The 15,889-nt window shown below is 72.1% G+C and carries 18 protein-coding genes and 1 pseudogene; 9 read left to right on the top strand and 10 right to left on the bottom strand.

All coding sequences use genetic code 11. The features are described 5' to 3' along the window. Positions 1–6 precede the first annotated feature (6 nt). Positions 7–1,125 carry an Lrp/AsnC family transcriptional regulator gene (locus AB4030_RS07175; RefSeq protein WP_442278515.1) on the bottom strand — a complete coding sequence of 373 codons (1,119 nt, stop codon included), beginning with the start codon at positions 1,123–1,125 and terminating at the stop codon, positions 7–9. Positions 1,126–1,197: 72 nt separating this feature from the next. On the opposite strand from AB4030_RS07175, the gene argE reads away from it, so the two are divergent. After that, a complete protein-coding gene (gene argE, locus AB4030_RS07170) occupies positions 1,198–2,397 on the top strand; it encodes an acetylornithine deacetylase (protein WP_442278514.1) in 1,200 nt (399 codons plus the stop codon). A gap of 27 nt (positions 2,398–2,424) precedes the next feature. Beyond that, entirely contained in the window at positions 2,425–3,708 is a 1,284-nt protein-coding gene (locus AB4030_RS07165; RefSeq protein ID WP_442278513.1) for an MFS transporter, read from the top strand. Between the two features lie 22 nt (positions 3,709–3,730). Here AB4030_RS07165 and AB4030_RS07160 read toward each other — a convergent pair whose 3' ends face one another. Next, a complete protein-coding gene (locus tag AB4030_RS07160) occupies positions 3,731–4,504 on the bottom strand; it encodes an aminoglycoside adenylyltransferase domain-containing protein (protein WP_442278512.1) in 774 nt (257 codons plus the stop codon). A 139-nt stretch (positions 4,505–4,643) separates the two neighbouring features. On the opposite strand from AB4030_RS07160, the gene AB4030_RS07155 reads away from it, so the two are divergent. Beyond that, a complete protein-coding gene (locus AB4030_RS07155) occupies positions 4,644–5,114 on the top strand; it encodes a hypothetical protein (RefSeq protein ID WP_442278511.1) in 471 nt (156 codons plus the stop codon). A gap of 163 nt (positions 5,115–5,277) precedes the next feature. Beyond that, positions 5,278–5,616, top strand: a complete 339-nt coding sequence (locus AB4030_RS07150; protein WP_442278510.1) for a hypothetical protein — start codon at positions 5,278–5,280, stop codon at positions 5,614–5,616. Positions 5,617–5,647: 31 nt separating this feature from the next. Here AB4030_RS07150 and AB4030_RS07145 read toward each other — a convergent pair whose 3' ends face one another. Genes AB4030_RS07145 through AB4030_RS07130 form a run of 4 tightly spaced genes read right to left on the bottom strand, consistent with a single transcriptional unit; the run spans position 5,648 to position 8,707 of the window. Further along, positions 5,648–6,559, bottom strand: coding sequence for a class I SAM-dependent methyltransferase (locus AB4030_RS07145; protein WP_442278509.1), 912 nt, complete (start codon positions 6,557–6,559; stop codon positions 5,648–5,650). 47 nt (positions 6,560–6,606) lie between these two features. Further along, the gene (locus tag AB4030_RS07140) at positions 6,607–7,851 is read right to left on the bottom strand and encodes an RNA polymerase sigma factor (protein WP_442278508.1); all 1,245 of its coding nucleotides are present in this window, start codon (positions 7,849–7,851) and stop codon (positions 6,607–6,609) included. Next, complete coding sequence (locus AB4030_RS07135) at positions 7,848–8,234, bottom strand: YciI family protein (RefSeq protein WP_442278507.1); 387 nt, start codon at positions 8,232–8,234, stop codon at positions 7,848–7,850. Before AB4030_RS07135 ends, AB4030_RS07140 begins: the two co-directional genes overlap by 4 nt. Before the next feature lie 5 nt (positions 8,235–8,239). Continuing rightward, a complete protein-coding gene (locus AB4030_RS07130) occupies positions 8,240–8,707 on the bottom strand; it encodes a YciI family protein (RefSeq protein WP_442278506.1) in 468 nt (155 codons plus the stop codon). A 91-nt stretch (positions 8,708–8,798) separates the two neighbouring features. Between AB4030_RS07130 and AB4030_RS07125 the strand changes: the two genes are divergently transcribed. Then, positions 8,799–9,320, top strand: coding sequence for a hypothetical protein (locus AB4030_RS07125; protein ID WP_442278505.1), 522 nt, complete (start codon positions 8,799–8,801; stop codon positions 9,318–9,320). A gap of 30 nt (positions 9,321–9,350) precedes the next feature. Then, complete coding sequence (locus AB4030_RS07120; protein ID WP_442278504.1) at positions 9,351–10,292, top strand: phosphotransferase enzyme family protein; 942 nt, start codon at positions 9,351–9,353, stop codon at positions 10,290–10,292. 15 nt (positions 10,293–10,307) lie between these two features. Here the strand turns inward: AB4030_RS07120 and AB4030_RS07115 are convergent, their stop codons facing one another. After that, positions 10,308–11,540, bottom strand: coding sequence for an AGE family epimerase/isomerase (locus tag AB4030_RS07115; RefSeq protein ID WP_442278503.1), 1,233 nt, complete (start codon positions 11,538–11,540; stop codon positions 10,308–10,310). A 107-nt stretch (positions 11,541–11,647) separates the two neighbouring features. On the opposite strand from AB4030_RS07115, the gene AB4030_RS07110 reads away from it, so the two are divergent. Continuing rightward, positions 11,648–12,202, top strand: coding sequence for a hypothetical protein (locus AB4030_RS07110; protein WP_442278502.1), 555 nt, complete (start codon positions 11,648–11,650; stop codon positions 12,200–12,202). A 24-nt stretch (positions 12,203–12,226) separates the two neighbouring features. Here AB4030_RS07110 and AB4030_RS07105 read toward each other — a convergent pair whose 3' ends face one another. After that, positions 12,227–12,403 carry a hypothetical protein gene (locus AB4030_RS07105; protein WP_442278501.1) on the bottom strand — a complete coding sequence of 59 codons (177 nt, stop codon included), beginning with the start codon at positions 12,401–12,403 and terminating at the stop codon, positions 12,227–12,229. Positions 12,404–12,558: 155 nt separating this feature from the next. On the opposite strand from AB4030_RS07105, the gene AB4030_RS07100 reads away from it, so the two are divergent. Both AB4030_RS07100 and AB4030_RS07095 read left to right on the top strand, forming a co-directional pair. Continuing rightward, positions 12,559–12,963 (top strand): thioredoxin family protein, encoded by a 405-nt coding sequence (locus AB4030_RS07100; RefSeq protein WP_442278828.1) that lies wholly within the window; start codon positions 12,559–12,561, stop codon positions 12,961–12,963. Next, positions 12,960–13,148 (top strand): annotated as a pseudogene (locus tag AB4030_RS07095) (DUF302 domain-containing protein); the annotation flags it as partial. The gene AB4030_RS07100 and the pseudogene AB4030_RS07095, both read left to right, overlap by 4 nt. Positions 13,149–13,179: 31 nt before the next feature. Here AB4030_RS07095 and cobA read toward each other — a convergent pair. Both cobA and AB4030_RS07085 read right to left on the bottom strand, forming a co-directional pair. Next, positions 13,180–14,415 carry a uroporphyrinogen-III C-methyltransferase gene (gene cobA / locus AB4030_RS07090; RefSeq protein WP_442278500.1) on the bottom strand — a complete coding sequence of 412 codons (1,236 nt, stop codon included), beginning with the start codon at positions 14,413–14,415 and terminating at the stop codon, positions 13,180–13,182. A gap of 104 nt (positions 14,416–14,519) precedes the next feature. Then, positions 14,520–15,839, bottom strand: a complete 1,320-nt coding sequence (locus AB4030_RS07085) for a sulfate adenylyltransferase subunit 1 (protein WP_442278499.1) — start codon at positions 15,837–15,839, stop codon at positions 14,520–14,522. Positions 15,840–15,889: the final 50 nt, after the last annotated feature.

Below are 15,889 nucleotides of genomic sequence, written 5' to 3'. Positions count from 1 at the left end.
TGCGGTTCAGGACGGCTGTGGGCCGACGGTGTCGGCCCAGATGTCCAGGGGCACCGAGCGGACGCTGCGGCCGTCGAGGTCGAGCTCGCGACCCATCCGCTTGATCGACCGCAGGACCATCGACCGGTCGTGGATCGTCATCTGCGGCACCTCCGCGGCCAGCCGTGCCTCGACCTGCGACAGCTCGTGCAGCGAGTGCGTCGTGAGCGCGAGCATGAGGTTCGGCCCACCCCCGGAGATGCGCCAGCACACGCGGATGCCCGGCAGGCGACGCAGGGTCATGGCGACGTCGTCGATGTCACCGGCATCCGCGGAGGCCCAGAGCCAGCTGATGACGGGCCAGCCGGAGTCGGGCAGCGCCATGTCGCAGCGCAGGACGACCCGGCCGTTGCCGACGAGGCCCGCCAGGCGGCGACGCACGGTGCTCTCGCTGAGGCTGGCGCGCGCGGCCATGGTCGCGACCGGCATACGACCGTCCTCACCGAGCAGCAGGATCAGCTGCCGGTCGACGGGGTCGTAGCCGCGCGCCAGGTCGGCCTGGTCGGAGGTCAGTCCGTCGAGGCGCGGCTGCTGGGCCCGCAGCATCACGCCCCGCTGCGCGGGGTCGAGCACGTGCAGCTGCCAGTGGTCGCCCATCGAGTAGACCTTGGTCACGGCGTGGCTGCTCGTCGCGACGACGCCCGGGATCGTCCCGACCGACTCGAGGAGGAAGCGGGAGAGGAAGGCGAGGTCGCGCACCTCGACGAGGATCGTCAACGAGCGCGGCCCGCTCGTGTGCTCGACGCTGAGCACGTGGGGCAGCTCGGTCACGCGCCGTGCGATGGCGAGCGTCTCGGCCGCGGTGCAGCTCAGCTCGACCACGGCGAGGCACGACTCGGGGCGACCCTGCCCGGTCGCCCGACCCGACACCCACGCGATGCCGGCCGCGGAGAGGCGCTGCCACCGGCGGGCCACCGTCACCGGGTCGACGTCGAGCGCCCTACCCACGAGGGTCCACGAGGCGCGCGGCTGCAGCTGCAGGCAGTTGACGATCGCCAGGTCGAGCTCGTCGGCGCGGCCGGCGGAATCCTGCGCCATCTCACGACGCGTCGCGTCATCCTGCGTCGAGCGGCCTCTCGGTGGCATGGCTGCCATCCTCGGTCACCAGTGCGGGATGCCTCAAGTCCCGGCACGCAGACCACGACCCGGGAGAGATGAATGCCGTCCGTTGGCGCCACCCGCGAGACCTCGCGCCCCACCCAGCCGGTCAGCCTGGACTGGACCACGCGGCTGCTGCAGGTCGACACGACGAGCCGCGAGACCAACCTGCCGCTCATCGACCTCGTCGCCGACGAGCTGCGCGCGCACGGGGTCGAGCCCGTCCTCGTCACCAACGAGGAGGGGACGAAGGCCAACCTCCTCGCGACCTTCCCGGCCGCCGACGGCACGACGACCGGAGGCGTCGTCCTCTCGGGGCACACCGACGTCGTGCCGGTCGACGGGCAGGACTGGTCGAGCGAGCCGTTCGTCCCCGAGATCCGCGACGGCCGCCTCTACGGCCGGGGCACGTGCGACATGAAGGCCTTCATCGGGTCGGTCATGACCGCGGTGCCGCGGCTCAGCCGCACGCCGCTGAGCGAGCCGGTGCACCTCGCCTTCTCCTACGACGAGGAGGTCGGCTGCGTCGGCGCCGTCTCGCTCGTGGACGAGATCGTCGAGCGCGGGCTGCGTCCCCGCGCCTGCGTCGTGGGCGAGCCGACGAGCATGCGCGTCATCCGTGGGCACAAGTCGCTGACGATGATCGAGGTCGTCTTCCACGGCGTCGCGGCCCACTCGTCGCGAACTCCCCACGGCGTCAACGCGATCGAGTATGCCGCTCAGCTCGTCCGCTTCGTCCGTGGCGTTGCTGACGGGTTCCGTGCGGACGGGCCGTTCGACGAGCACTACGACGTGCCCTTCACGACGGCCACCGTCAACCAGATCGAGGGCGGCATCGCCGTCAACACGGTCCCCGCCGAGTGCTCCCTCACCTTCGAGTTCCGCGCGGTCGGGGCCGTCGACGTCGACGCCACCATCGAGGCGTTCCGCGCCGAGGCGCGCCGCATCGAGGAGGCCATGCGGGAGGAGAACCCCGACGCCCGCGTCGAGGTCTCCATCGGCGCGCAGGCCCCCGGGCTCGACACGGCCGACGACGAGGACGTCATCGCGCTCGTGACCGGCCTCGGCGCCGACGCGAGCATGGAGAAGGTGGCCTACGGCACCGAGGCCGGGCTCTTCCAGCGCGCCGGCATCCCGACAGTGGTGTGCGGTCCCGGAGACATCGCCCAGGCCCACGCGCCGGACGAGTTCGTCGCCCTCGAGCAGATCGAGCGCTGTGACGAGCTGCTCGATCACCTCATCAGCCACCTCACCGCCTGACCGCCCACGCCGGACCGAAGGAGCATCATGACCCTGACCGCCACACCCACAGAGGTGACTCCCGAACGCCTGACCGAGGCACGCAAGGCAGTCCTCAGCAGCTCCATCGGTGCCGCGCTCGAGTGGTTCGACATCATCGTCTACGCGTCGTTCGCCATCGTCATCGCCGAGAACTTCTTCCCCGAGGGCGACAAGACGCTGGGTCTGATCCTCACCTTCGCGACGTTCGCCATCTCCTACCTCGTCCGGCCGCTCGGCGGCATGCTCATCGGCGGCTACGGGGACCGCCACGGACGCAAGAAGGCCCTGACCCTCACGCTCCTGCTCATGATGGTGGGCACGATCCTCATGGCGGCGGCGCCGACGCACGCCATGGTGGGCGCCTGGGCGGGCGTCATCATCCTGATCTCACGACTCGTCCAGGGCTTCTCGGCCGGTGGCGAGTTCGGTTCGGCGACAACGTTCCTCGTCGAAACGGCTCCGAACCGCAAGGCCTACTACGCCTCCTGGCAGGTGGCGAGCCAGGGCATCTCGATGTTCCTCGCCTCGGCCTTCGGCTACGTCCTGTTCACGCAGCTGTCGAAGCCGGACCTCTACTCGTGGGGCTGGCGGATCCCGTTCGTCCTCGGCTGCCTCATCGGCCCGGTGGGCCTCTACATCCGGGCCCGACTGACGGAGACCAAGGAGTTCACCGAGAGCACCCCGCACGAGGCGCCGATCCGCGCGACCTTCACCGAGCACCTGGGCCGCGTGGTCACCGGCTCGGCCTGCGTCGGCGTCGCGACGATCTCGGTCTACCTCATCCTCTTCATGCCCACGTATGCCGTGAAGAACCTCGGCGTGCCGGCGAGCGCCGCCTACCTCGGCGGCGTCGTGGCGGGCGTGGTCACCATGGTCGGCGTCCCCCTGGTCGGGCGGCTGGCCGACCGCGTCGGACCGGCCCGGGTCATGGTCTGGGCCGCCATCGGCGCACTGGTGCTGGCCTGGCCGTTGTTCGCCGTGGTCATCGCGTCGCCGACCGTCCCCGTCCTCGTCGTCGCGATCGGCATCCTCGGCGTCATCATGGCCCTCTACTTCGGCCCGCTGCCGGCCCTGCTCACGACCCTCTTCCCGCGTGACGTGCGAGCCACCGGCGTCTCGGTCGCCTACAACGTGGGCGTCACGGTGATGGGTGGCATCGCCCCGCTCGTGCTCACCTGGCTCATCGGGCTCACCGGATCCCTCAACGCGCCCAGCGTCTACTACATGGCCGTCGCCGTCATCTCGCTCATCGGCCTCGCGGTCGCGCGTCGGCGGTACGACGTCCGCTGACCGCAGGCCGAACGGGAGGCTGTCAGGGACGGAGCGCGTCGATCTCAGCGACGAGAGCCGTCGCCAGCGCTTCCGCCTCGTCGCCCAGGGCGGCCCAGTCGTCCTCGGCCTTCCCGAGGTATGCCGTCGCCGCAAGGTCGAGCGTCCGCGCCCGGGCCGGACTCAAGGTCGCTGCCACGGCGACGGCGGCGGTGTCCTTGGGGGCGATCAGGCCGGTGCGCAGGGTGTACAGCATCCGCGCGAGGGTCAGCAGGACGTTGCGCTCGTCGCCCTCGAGGTTGTCGAGCAGCTCCGGCAGCGCGTCGAAGATCGACCTGGCCAGGTCAGCGCGAGGGACGGGATCGACGAGCCCCGCGAGAGGGGGGCCGAGCAGCACTCGTGCGCGCTGTCGGCCTGACCCCGAGACCGAGGTCAACAACACGGCCAGGTCGGGATCGACCTCGCGGGCGGGCAGGTGGCCGGTCTCGTAGTCGGCGCGGAGCCATTCGCCGTAGCGGAAGTCGCGGACTGCTGGGTAGCGCCACGGCACGACGTCGGTGCGGACGAGGGACGTGAGCTCGACCGGGCGGCCAGGCCGCACGGTCGCGCGTCGTCCGGAGTGCTTCAGCAGGTGGCCAACCAGATACCGCCGCTCATCGTCGTCGAGGCTGTCGCGTGTGAGGAGCAGGATTTCGAGGTCGCTGTCGGGTCGCAGGCCGCCGTCGCAGCTGGAGCCCGTGAGGTACAGGCCGATCGGGTGACCGGGAGACCGGTGCACCACTGCATCACGGAGCGCGTCGACGACGTGGGAGTCCACCCGCAGGAGTCTGCCCAGACCTCCGACCCGCGGCCAGCGAGTTACGGGCGACGAGCTCGTGAGGCGGACCGAAGCTCGACAGGCCGCCAGCCGGCGAGGCGTGAAAGCCGCAAACCATCACATCTGCCACACTCCGCCCATGCCTATCGCCACAGTCAACATCCCGGGCGTCTCCGGCGACATCGCCGTCGAGCAGTCGTTCTGGAAGGGCTTCAAGTTCAGCGTCGCCGGCCAGCAGGTCAAGCCGCACGGCTTCCCGCGCAACCGTCTGACGCTTCCCGGCGCCGCCGGACCGATCGAGGCCAAGGTCAAGGGCGGTGTGGCGCGTGCCTATCCGTCGTTGGTCATCGACGGCAAGGACTACCCGACCGGACCGCCCACCCCCAAGGCCCAGCAGGTCCTGGCGCTGCTCCCGCTCCTGCTGCTGCTGCTCGTGCAGGGCGCCCTGGGCATCCTGGTCGCCTTCGGTGCACTGTCCGTCAACATGGGCATCGTCAGGGCCGAGCGATCCAACGGAGCCAAGCTCGGCCTCATGGCCGCCGTCCTGGTCGTCGCGGCCACCATCGACATCCTGCTGGCCACCGCGATCCTGTCAGCCCGCGGCGCGTAGCCGGTCACGCCGAGCGAGTAGCACTGCTCAGGCGGGCAGCGGCCGGCGCGTGTTTCGATGGGTCATGGGAACCGGCCGGCCCCGCTCCATCACACGAAGCGTCATCAGCTGCGGTCATCTGCTGGTCGGGGGGTCCGCCCTCGTGTTCGCCGGCGTGATGATCGTGGCAGGCCGTGACCCCGAGGCCGGGTTGGGCGGTGTGCTCCTCGGGATCGGGGTGATCCTCGCTGTGGCTGCCGCGCTCTTCACGTGGGCGGCCGTCCTCGTGCTCACACCGGGACCCGCTCGTCGTAGCCCGCTGTCACTGGTCCTCAGCATCATCGAGCTCCTTGCCGGCGCCACCATGGTCGCCGGGGTGGCGGTCGCCGTTCAGGGTTACGGCGCCTTCGAGCCCTGGCGCTCGCCGATCCTCCTCCCCTGCGTCCTGCTCGTTGCCCTCGGCCTTGCAGGACTTCGTCTCGGGGTGCGTGACCGCCACTGGCCCGGGCCGAAGCTGCCTTGATCCCCCGCGGGCCGACCGGGACCTTCGCCGGTCAGGCTCGGGCGAGCGTCAACGAACGTATGCCGTGCAGGTGCAGGTCGCTCCGGTGCAGCAACCCCTGCGGGCCGTCGTCGAGGAGGGCCTCGAGCGTGACCTGGTCCTCGGCGTCGAGGCGACCACTGAGCCCGTCCTCGAGCCGGGCGAACCAGGCCCTGGCATAGCGGCCGGCGAGCGGATGGTCCGGTGCACGTTCGTCGATGACCACGTCGTGCTGGTCGACCACGGTCCACCCCGACTCGGCGAGCATCGCGGCCCATGACGCCCCGATGTTGGGCAGCGCCTCGGCGTGGACGGTCGAGAGGACCTCGAGCGCCCGGGTCTCGAAACCGGGCCGGCCGATGCCGAGGTCGTCGGGCAGGAAGCGCAACGGCTCATCGAACTCCGACACCGCGAGCAGGCCGCCGGGAGAGGTGAGCCGGCGAACCTCCGCCAGCGACCGGACCGGGTCAGCGAGGTGGTGCAGCGACATCGAGGCCCACGTGAGGTCGATCGGGGAAAGGTCGGGCCAACCGGTGTCGAGGTCGGCCACGAGCGTGCGCACCCGAGCACCGACGCCGGCTGCGTGCGCCTTGACCGCCACGCGGGCCAGCGAGGGCTCGGAGACGTCGACGGCGACGACCTCCGCCTCCGGCAGGCGACGCGCCAGCCCGACGGCGCCCGTGCCGGTGCCCGCGCCGAGGTCCACGACCCGGGCCGGCGAGCGTCCGACGACCCCGAGACCCTCCGCCGCTGCTGCCGTCACCCGGTCGAGCGCCACACCCCAGTACGCCTCCAGGACCTCGCCGTCGAGGTCGAGCAGGTCGTCCCCTCCGTCCGAGGCGTCCACCTGGTCGTGGACGTGGGGGCGGCCGGCAGCCGGCCCGTGCGTTCGGGGAACGGAAGCGTCGTGATGGGAGTGCGTCATGACTGCCACGGTAGGACCGCCAGACGTAGGAGCGGCCCGCCCGGCGCTCAGCCGGTGAGCTGGTCGCGTCGTCGCGTGAGGTGGGCCCGCTCCCCCGGGTTGCCGGTCAGGGCGATGGCCCGGTCGTATGCCGTGCGCGACTCACCGCTGCGACCGAGCCGTCGCAGCAGCTCGGCCCGGGCGACGTGGAAGGCGTGGTAGCCGTCGAGGGCGTCACCGAGGCGGTCGACCTCGGCCAGTCCGACCAGGGGTCCGTCCAGCTCGGCGACCGCCACGGCCCGGTTGAGCCGCACGATCGGCGACGGGTCGATGCGCAGCATCGCGTCGTAGAGGGCGACGACCCGGGACCAGTCCGTGTCCGGGGCCGAGGGGGCGTCGGTGTGGACGACGTTGATCGCCGCCAGCAGCTGGTAGCGCCCCGGCCGTTCACCACCGGAGGCGACGACCCGCAGGCGCTCGTCGACCAGGGCCCGGCCCTCGGCGATGAGGGATCGGTCCCACGCACCCCGGTCCTGCTCGGCGAGGGTGACCAGCTCCCCGGTGCGGGACACCCTGGCGGCTCGCCGGGCGTCCGTCAGGAGCATCAGGGCGAGCAGTCCGGTCACCTCGCCGTCGTCCGGGAGGAGGTCCCGGAGCAGGCGCCCGAGCCGGATCGCCTCGTCGGTGAGGTCGACCCGGACGGCGTCGTCACCGTCGCCGGCGAGGTAGCCCTCGTTGAAGACGAGGTAGACGACCGCGAGGACTCCAGCGAGCCGTTCACGGAGGTCGTCGGCCGACGGCACGCGGTAGGGGATGTGCGCTGCGGCGATCTTGACCTTGGCGCGGGTGATCCGCCGCGCCATCGTGGTCTCCTGCACGAGGAAGGCTCGAGCAATCTCGGCGACCGTGAGACCGCCGAGCAGGCGCAGGGTCAGGGCCACCCGGGCCTCCATCGCGAGCGCGGGGTGGCAGCAGGTGAAGACGAGCCTCAGCCGGTCGTCCTCGACCGGGCCGGTCGGCTCGGCAGGGCTGTCGTCGTGCATCATCAGGGCCGCCTGGTGCTTGGCGTCGCGCTGGGACTCGCGACGGAGCCGGTCGATCGCCTTGCGGTTGGCCGTCGTGGCGAGCCAGCCGCCGGGGTTGGGCGGTATGCCGTCTCGCGGCCACCGCTCCGCGGCTGCGGCGAACGCCTCGGCCGCGGCCTCCTCGGCGACGTCGAGGTCGCCGAAGCGGCGCGCGAGGCCGGCGACCACCCGCCCCCACTCCTGCTGGTGGACGCGGGTGATCGTCTGTGCGACGTCGGGCTCGGTCACGGCTCCATCAGGGCCTGCACGGACTCCGCCGTCCGGAAGGGCCGCACCTCGACCGTGCCGCGGCAGGCCTTCGACCCCTGGGCGGCCAGCGCGAGCGCGACGTCGAGGTCGGCCGCCTCGATGACCCAGAAGCCGCCGAGGTACTCCTTCGTCTCGAGATAGGGGCCGTCGGTGAACACCGGTCGCTCGCCCTGCCCGTCCACGGTCGTGGCGGTCGAGGCCGGCTCGAGGCCGTCGGCGAAGACGAAGTGCCCGTCCCTCTTGAGCATGTCGTTGAACTCGCCGGTGGCGGCGAACGCCTCGAGCATGTCCTCCCGGGAGGGATAGGCGCCGAACTCGGTGGTCTCCGGTGTTCCGAAGACGGACAACAGGTATCTGGCCATGGCGCTCACACCTGCCCGGCGATGTCGCGGCGGGCCATCCCGGCACCGCGGAACCGGTGCACCTCCTGCGGCCACTCGAGCGCCACGGCGAGCCGTCCGGCCCAGTAGCGTGCCGTCTCGTCGTCCGGCACGTCCACCGCGCAGAAGCCGCCGAGGTGCTCCTTCGTCTCGACGAAGGGTCCGTCGGTGAAGACGGGCTTGCCGTCCTCGGCCACGACGCTGCAGATTGCGGTGTCGGCGTCCAGGCCGCCGTTGGTGAAGAGGAGCACGCCCTGCTCCTGCATCTCGCGCACCACCGCCCTGCTGGCCACTCCCTTGGCCTTGATCTCGTCCTCCGTGTGCTCCTGCACCCACTCGTCGTTGAAGGTGATCAGGTACTCCGTCATCGTCAGCTCCTCCTGGTCCTGGGCGAGAGGTCCGTCCCGGCCCCCCGCTCCCGACGGGCCGAGTCGGCCGCCGGACACTTCTTCCACGAACGACATCGTCCTCATACGACACCCTTCCGGAAAATCCTCGTCGGGGCAGCACCAGCATCGCGACTCCTGCGGCGGGTACGTTGACGCCATGAGCGACAGTCCCGCCTCGAGCGGGTCCAGCGGGTCCCGAGCACCCGACGAGCAGTTCACCGTGCCGGTGCCCAACATGGTGACCGCCCCGACCCCGGCGATTCCCGTCTTCGAGCCGACCCGTGAGCTCCCCGTGCCGCCGAACCCGCATGCCGGACAGCCGGTCTGGCCGGGCACGCCCGCCCCTTCCGGGCCCGCGGGACGCGCTGTCGACGAGAACATCGACCCCCTCCTCGGCCAGATCGGCGTCGCCCTCTTCTGGATCACGGTCGGCTGGTGGGTCTTCTTCCTCATCCGGGCCCTCGGCTACCTCACCCGCAACGGCCTCACCGACACGATCCTCATCCGCACCATCGACCTCGGCGCCGAAGAGACCGTCGTCGCCGCGGTGCTGTCGGTGCTCGCGGCCCTGCTGCTCCTCCTCGGGCGAGGCCGCGCCGGTCGGTCACCGCTCGGATGGTCCTCACTGGTTCTCGCCGTCCTCACGGTGGGCATCGCCGTCTGGCGATTGCTGCCGTGAACGGGATCGTCTGAGCCGAAAGGGAATCCGATGCTCACGGCCGCGACGGCGCAGGATGTCGCCGACGCATACGGCCTCGGAGGCTCGGCCACCCTGACCGGCCCGGTCGCACGAGGGCAGCTGGGACAGGTGTGGCGGCTCGACACCGAGGCGGGCACCCATGCCGTCAAGGAATGGTTCGCGACGCCGGACCTCGCCACCATGTCGCGGGACGCCGATCTCGTCGCGGCGGCGCGGGCCGAGGGCGTCGTCACGCCACGCATCGTGCACACCCCCACGGGGGCCGTGGCCACGACGGTCGCCGACACGGCCATCCGAGTGTTCGAGTGGGTCGACCTGCGCGGCCCGATGCGTGGTCTCGACCCCGCGGCCGTCGGGGCCACCCTCGCGGCACTGCACCGAGCAGGGCCACCGACGGACGAGCCCGTGGACAACTGGTTCGCGACGGGCCTCGGGGAGCAGCGCTGGCGCGAGCTGCACCAGCGAGTCGTCGACGAGCGGGCGCCCTTCGCCGGGCACCTCGGTGCCCTCGTCGACGAGCTCGTCGCCGTCGAGTCCGTCATCGAGCCGCACGAGTCGACCATCGTCTGCCACCGTGACCTGTGGGCCGACAACGTGCTGGCCACCGAGGACGGCCGGGTCTGCGTCGTCGACTTCGAGAACCTCGGCCCGGCCGACCCGAGCCAGGAGCTGGCCATGGTGCTCTTCGAGTTCGGCGACGACGACCCGTCACGGGCGCGACTCATCCACACGGCCTACCGCGACGCCGGCGGCCCGGGACGCGTGACGCGGCGTGGCCACTTCACGATGCTCGTGGCCGAGCAGGCCCACATCGGTCAGCTGGCGTGCTCCCGGTGGGTCGGCGCGAGCAGCGAGTCCGACCGCGAGCGCCTCGCCACGTGGTTCCTCGAGATCCCCGACGACCCGGTCACACTGCCGCGCATCGACCGGGTGCTCGCCGCCGTCACCTGACGACGACGGCGCCCGTCACCAGCCGCCGCGCGCCGCGCCGATGAAGCTCGCAGCCTCGCGCATCAGCGGCAGCACCGTGGCCTGGTAGGCGTGGTAGACGTCGGGACGGCCCGACCACACGCGGCTCGACGGCTCGTTGTGCTCGTCGAGCTCGTGGCGCCACGAGCCGTCACGGTCGTCGACGAGGTGCTGGACGGCATACGCCCACCACCGCGTGTAGTCGTCGGCGTATGCCGTGTCGCCCGTCGCGCGGTGCAGCGTCCACGCGGCGGCGATGGCCTCGGCGACGACCCAGTGCATGCGCTCGCGCACGACCGGCCGGTCCTGGAAGTCGGTCGTGTAGACGAAGCCGGGGGCGCCATCGACGTCCCAGCCGCGCTGAACCCCGGCGGCGTAGAGGTCGCGGGCGGCGCCCGGGATCCAGGCGGGTGCCTCGTCGCCGAGCGCCGTCGCGACATGCAGCGACAGCCGCGACCACTCGATGAGGTGTCCGATCGTCACGCCGTAGGGCTGGAACGGGTGGCCCGGGTCGTCGACGTTGTGGTCGAGCATCGGGCGCCACTGCTCGTCGAAGTGCTCGGGCAGCCGCCAGTCGTGCGACCGCGCGAAGCCGTCGACGACCCGGGTCAGCACGCGGGTCGCCCGGTCGAGCCAGACCCGGTCGCCCGTGACGTCGGCCGCGGCCAGGAACGACTCGACCGTGTGCATGTTGGCGTTGACGCCGCGATAGGGCTCGAGGCGCGTCCACGACGCGTCCCACTGGTCGACGACGAGCCCCTCGCCCTCGTCCCAGAACCGGTCGACCATGACGCCGAGCGCGTCGTCGAGCAGGGCTCGACCGTCCGGGTGACCCATCCCCGTGGCAGAGGCCGCGGCCAGGACGACGAAGGCGTGCGCATACGCCTCCTTGCCACCGTCCTGCTTGCCCGCGACCGACAGCCAGCCACCGTGGCGGTCGTCGTGCAGCGTCGTGCGCAGCGCCTGGACCCCGTGGTCGACGAGGTCGGCCGCGCGGGCGTCACCGTGGAGGTGGGCCAGCGCGAAGGTGTGCGTCATCCGGCACGTCACCCACGTCTCGGCGGGACGGCCCGGCGTGAGCCGACCCGCGTCGTCGAGCCAGCCGAATCCGCCTGCCGGGTCGAGCGAGCGGGTCGCGACGTCGACGAGCCGGGCCGCCGCGTCGTCGAGGCGTCGGACCTCGGCCTGCGGGAGGCTGGGGGCGCTCTCGGGAAGGGGCGTCACGGGCATCGTCGTCCTCGTCAGGTCGGTGCGGGCGGGCTGGTCGGTGCTCCATCCTCGCGCACGACCGTGCTCGGTGTACGACCGTTGCAGCCTCCGCGGCATATCGTGGCCGCGTGACGAGCATCGGACGCCTCATGCTGGCGCAGGTCAGGTCGCTCGGGTCGCGGAACGCCTGCCTCGCGGCGGGCGACGTGCCCGGGGGTCCCTGGGTCGCACGCGGAGGACGGACCTACCGGACCGGGGCGAGCGGCAGCACGAGCGGGGCCATCACCAGGGCGCGGGAGATGCGGTCGGTGACGAGCGTCCGCGCCTACCAGGAGGTCGGCCGCGCCGACCTGTTCATCCAGGTCATCCCGTTCGCGTCGCCGGAGGACGCACGCGCTGCGCTCACGGAGCTGCGCGCCCTCCCCCGGACGATGCCGAAGTGCAAGGGCCTCTCCGACGTCGGACAGCTGCGGGCGGTCGCCGCACCCGAGGTGGCCGGCACGACCCATGTCGAGGCGGCCGAGCAGCCTTTCGTGCTCGACGGCGAGCACTCACGCACCCTGACCGTGTGGTGCGTCGTCGCCGGCACCGTCGTCGTCGCCGCGCTCGGTGGGCGGGCCGAAGCCGTCCGGTGGCCGCAGCTCGCGGCGATCGTCGAGGCCCAGGTGGCCGCGCTCGGCTGACGCAGCCCCGCCGAGGGGGACGCGTCAGGAGCGGCCGAGGATGCGACCGAGGAAGCCGCCGCCGCCTTGGGCCTTCTCGGCCGGGGAGTGGCCGGGGCAGCGCTGGCCCGAGGGCACGTTGCGCATGACCTGGTCGACGTGCTGGCCGCAGCCGGCCCACGTCGTCTTACCGCAGGTCCTGCAGGTGGCAGCACGGCACATGGTGGTCTCCTCAAAGTCCGGTGATACCCGTAGGGGTATGTTTCCCAGCTCACGATAGCCGACGCAGAGCACCTGGCCAAGCCGGGAACACCGTCGGAGAGCCTGCCGTTATATACCCCGGTGGGTATGACATCGAACGACAGAGAAGGAGCCTCCTGAGCACCCGAAACCTCACGGCCGCCGACTTCGGCACCACGATCTCCGAGAATCCGATCGTCCTCGTGGACTTCTGGGCGTCGTGGTGCGGCCCGTGCCGCATGTTCGCGCCCGTCTACGACGCGGCCTCCGAGCAGCACCCCGACATCGTCTTCGGCAAGATCAACACCGAGGCAGAGCTGCAGCTCGCCGCGGCGGCCCGGATCACCTCGATCCCGACCCTCATGGCGTTCCGCGACGGCATCCTCGTCTTCAGCCAGCCGGGTGCCCTGCCCGCGGTCGGGCTGGAGCAGGTCATCGCCGCCGTCCGCGACCTCGACATGGACGACGTCCGCCGTCGGTCGCCGCCCAGCAGGCCGACGACGTCACCGCCTGACCCGCCGACACCCGAGGCGCCACCATGAGCCACACCCTTAGCACCACCGTCGAGCAGGGCTGCGCCGAGACCCTCGACGCGACGAAGGCCCGGCTCGCCGACGCCGGCTTCGGCGTCAGCGAGATCGACCTCGCGGGCACGCTCAAGGCCAAGGCCGGAGCCGACATCGCCCCGCAGGTGATCCTCGGGGCGTGCCGGCCGCCGCTGGCCCTGGCCGCCCTCGAGGCGCTCTCGAGCGAGACCGTCAGCGAGTACCCCCGTCCGCCTCGTGCCCGGCCCGCCAGTCCGGGCCGAGACGCACCACGTCGCCGACGACCACGACGGCCGGCGCCTGCACGCCGCGTTCACGAGCGAGCTCGCCGATGGTGGCGACCGTGCCGAAGGTGGTGCGCTGGTCGGGGGCGAAGCCGCGCTCGACGACCGCCACGGGGCAGTCCGCCGACCGGCCGTGCTGGGCGAGCAGCTCGGCGGTGCGCGCGAGCTGGGTCACGCCCATGAGCAGCACGAGAGTGTGGTCGCCGCCGGTGGGCAGCACCGGGATGTCCTCGTGGCCGGTGACCACGGTGAAGCCGCGTGCCACGCCGCGGTGGGTCACCGGTATGCCGGCCGCCGCGGGAACGCTCACCGCGCTCGTCACGCCGGGGACCACCTCCACGCGTATGCCGTGTGCCTGGCACGCGTCGCGCTCCTCGCCGCCGCGGCCGAGCACGTAGGGGTCGCCGCCCTTGAGCCGGACGACGCCGAGGCCGCGCTGCGCCTCCTCGACGAGGATGTCGTTGATCCGCGCCTGGGGCACCGGGTGGTTCCCTGACGTCTTCCCGACGTCGATGACGCGCACCGATGCCGGAAGCCGGTCGACGACGGCGCGGGGGGCGAGCCGGTCGACGACGACGACGTCGGCGGACGCGAGCAGCTCGTGTCCGCGCGCCGTCAGCAGGCCGTCCGTGCCGGGCCCGCCACCGACGAGGGCGACCCAGCCGTGCTGTCCGTGCTGCCCGTGCTGCCGGTGGGTCCGGGTGCGGCGCAGGTCGAGAGTGCCGGAGACCAGCGCCCGCTCGACCCCGTCGCGGACCGTCACGGCCAGACCGGGGTCGCCGGCGGCATACGCAGACACGGTGACCCGGCCGTCCGGCGTGCTGACGTCCGCGCGCGCGGCGACGCTGGCGGAGGTGCCAGACGCGTCGGTCGCGTCGACGCACCAGATCCGCAAGGCCCCGGCGTCGCCGGCGACCTCGCGGTCGACGGAGGGCTCGCCCGTGGCGGTGTGCGCGAACCACGCGCGGTCGAGGTCGGTGGGGCCGCAGTAGTCCCGCTCGACCCAGTCGATCCGGCCCGCGTCCGCCAGGTCGCGGAGGTCCTCGCAGAGCCACGGGGAGACGACGCGGACGACGGCGCCCTCGTCGAGGAACGCCTTGACGCGGCGCGCGGACACCGGACCGCCGCCCACAGCGACGACGAGGCGCCCGGTCAGGTCGAGCACGACCGGCAGCGCTGACTTCAGCCCCGCTTGAGCCGGACCGCCCGAGCCCGCCACGCGGGTCGTCGGGGGGAACTCGGGGGGCGGAGCCCCCCGAGCGTGAGGGTTCAGATGTCCCATTCCTCATCACCCTCCGGCTCGGTCGGCGCGGGTACCGCCGTGGGGAGCGTCGCGCCGACCATGCCGGCGGCGACGGTGCGCCCGTCGTGGGCGTCGATGAGCAGGAACGAGCCGCCGCGGCGGGAGACGGAGTAGTTCTCGACCGGAAGGGGCGACGCGAGGCGGAGCGTGACGAGCCCGATGTCGTTGAGGGACAAGGCATCCGACGCGACGGTGTGCAGGCCGTCGAGGTCGAGGGCGCCATCGAGCGAACGGACGGCCGTCTGGACCGTGCGCGACCCGTGCTTGAGCAGCAGCCGCTGGCCCGGACGCAGGGGAGCATCACCGAGCCAGCAGACGACGGCCTTGATGTCCTGGGTCGGCTCGGGCGCGTCGGCCACGGCGGCGATGACGTCACCGCGCGAGAGGTCGATCTCGTCGGCGAGGCGCAGCGTCACCGACTGCGGGGCGTAGGCCTCGTCGAGCGGCTGCTCACCGAGGTCGATGCCGACGACGGTCGTGCGCCGCCCCGACGGGAGGGCCACCACGTCGTCACCGACACGCACCACGCCCGAGGCCACCTGGCCGGCATACCCCCGGTAGTCGCGGTGGGCGTCGTCGCGCGCCGCACCCTGCGGGCGGATGACGAGCTGCACCGAGAGTCGGAAGGACTCGTGCGACGGGTCGTCCGACGGCGGCAGGGCCTCGAGCAGCTCGAGGAGGCTGGGCCCGGAGTACCACGGCGTGCGCTCGGAACGCTCGGCGATGTTGTCGCCGTCGAGGGCGCTGACCGGGATGGCGATCGCGTCGACGACGCCGAGCTCGCGGGCCACGGCCTGCACCTCGGCCTCGACCCGCTCGTAGACCTCCTGCGAGAAGTCGACGAGGTCGATCTTGTTGACGGCGACGACGACGTGCGGCACCCGGAGCAGTGCGGTGACGGCGAGGTGGCGTCGGGTCTGCTCGAGCACGCCCTTGCGGGCGTCGACGAGGAGCACGACGACGTCGGCCGTCGAGCTGCCGGTGACGGTGTTGCGCGTGTACTGCACGTGGCCGGGGCAATCGGCGAGCACGAACGAGCGGTTGGCCGTGGCGAAGTAGCGGTAGGCGACGTCGATCGTGATGCCCTGCTCGCGTTCCGCGCGCAGGCCGTCGGTGAGCAGCGCGAGGTCGGCGGCCGTCAGGCCGCGGTCCCGGCTGACCCGCTCGACGGCGGCGAGTTGGTCGGACAGGACGGACTTCGTGTCGTGGAGCAGACGCCCGACGAGGGTCGACTTGCCGTCGTCGACCGACCCAGCGGTCGCGAGGCGCAGCAGCGTGCCAGCCATCAGAAGGTTCCTTCTCTTGGGGTCCCCGCGAAGTATCGGAGCGAGGAACG

This window comes from Terrabacter sp. 2YAF2, assembly GCF_052114705.1.
GTDB lineage: Bacteria > Actinomycetota > Actinomycetes > Actinomycetales > Dermatophilaceae > Terrabacter.
The sequence above is the reverse complement of the archived record's forward strand: the minus strand, read 5'-3'. Positions and strand labels throughout refer to the sequence as shown.

Bases quoted from the DNA above. Each gene is read 5' to 3' on its own strand.
- AB4030_RS07115 (WP_442278503.1), bottom strand. From the start codon at position 11,540: ATGCCCGTGACGCCCCTTCCCGAGAGCGCCCCCAGCCTCCCGCAGGCC.
- AB4030_RS07145 (WP_442278509.1), bottom strand. From the start codon at position 6,559: ATGACGCACTCCCATCACGACGCTTCCGTTCCCCGAACGCACGGGCCG.
- AB4030_RS07120 (WP_442278504.1), top strand. From the start codon at position 9,351: ATGCTCACGGCCGCGACGGCGCAGGATGTCGCCGACGCATACGGCCTC.
- AB4030_RS07105 (WP_442278501.1), bottom strand. From the start codon at position 12,403: ATGTGCCGTGCTGCCACCTGCAGGACCTGCGGTAAGACGACGTGGGCC.
- AB4030_RS07165 (WP_442278513.1), top strand. From the start codon at position 2,425: ATGACCCTGACCGCCACACCCACAGAGGTGACTCCCGAACGCCTGACC.
- AB4030_RS07155 (WP_442278511.1), top strand. From the start codon at position 4,644: ATGCCTATCGCCACAGTCAACATCCCGGGCGTCTCCGGCGACATCGCC.
- AB4030_RS07135 (WP_442278507.1), bottom strand. From the start codon at position 8,234: ATGGCCAGATACCTGTTGTCCGTCTTCGGAACACCGGAGACCACCGAG.
- AB4030_RS07085 (WP_442278499.1), bottom strand. From the start codon at position 15,839: ATGGCTGGCACGCTGCTGCGCCTCGCGACCGCTGGGTCGGTCGACGAC.
- AB4030_RS07125 (WP_442278505.1), top strand. From the start codon at position 8,799: ATGAGCGACAGTCCCGCCTCGAGCGGGTCCAGCGGGTCCCGAGCACCC.
- argE (WP_442278514.1), top strand. From the start codon at position 1,198: ATGCCGTCCGTTGGCGCCACCCGCGAGACCTCGCGCCCCACCCAGCCG.
- AB4030_RS07175 (WP_442278515.1), bottom strand. From the start codon at position 1,125: ATGCCACCGAGAGGCCGCTCGACGCAGGATGACGCGACGCGTCGTGAG.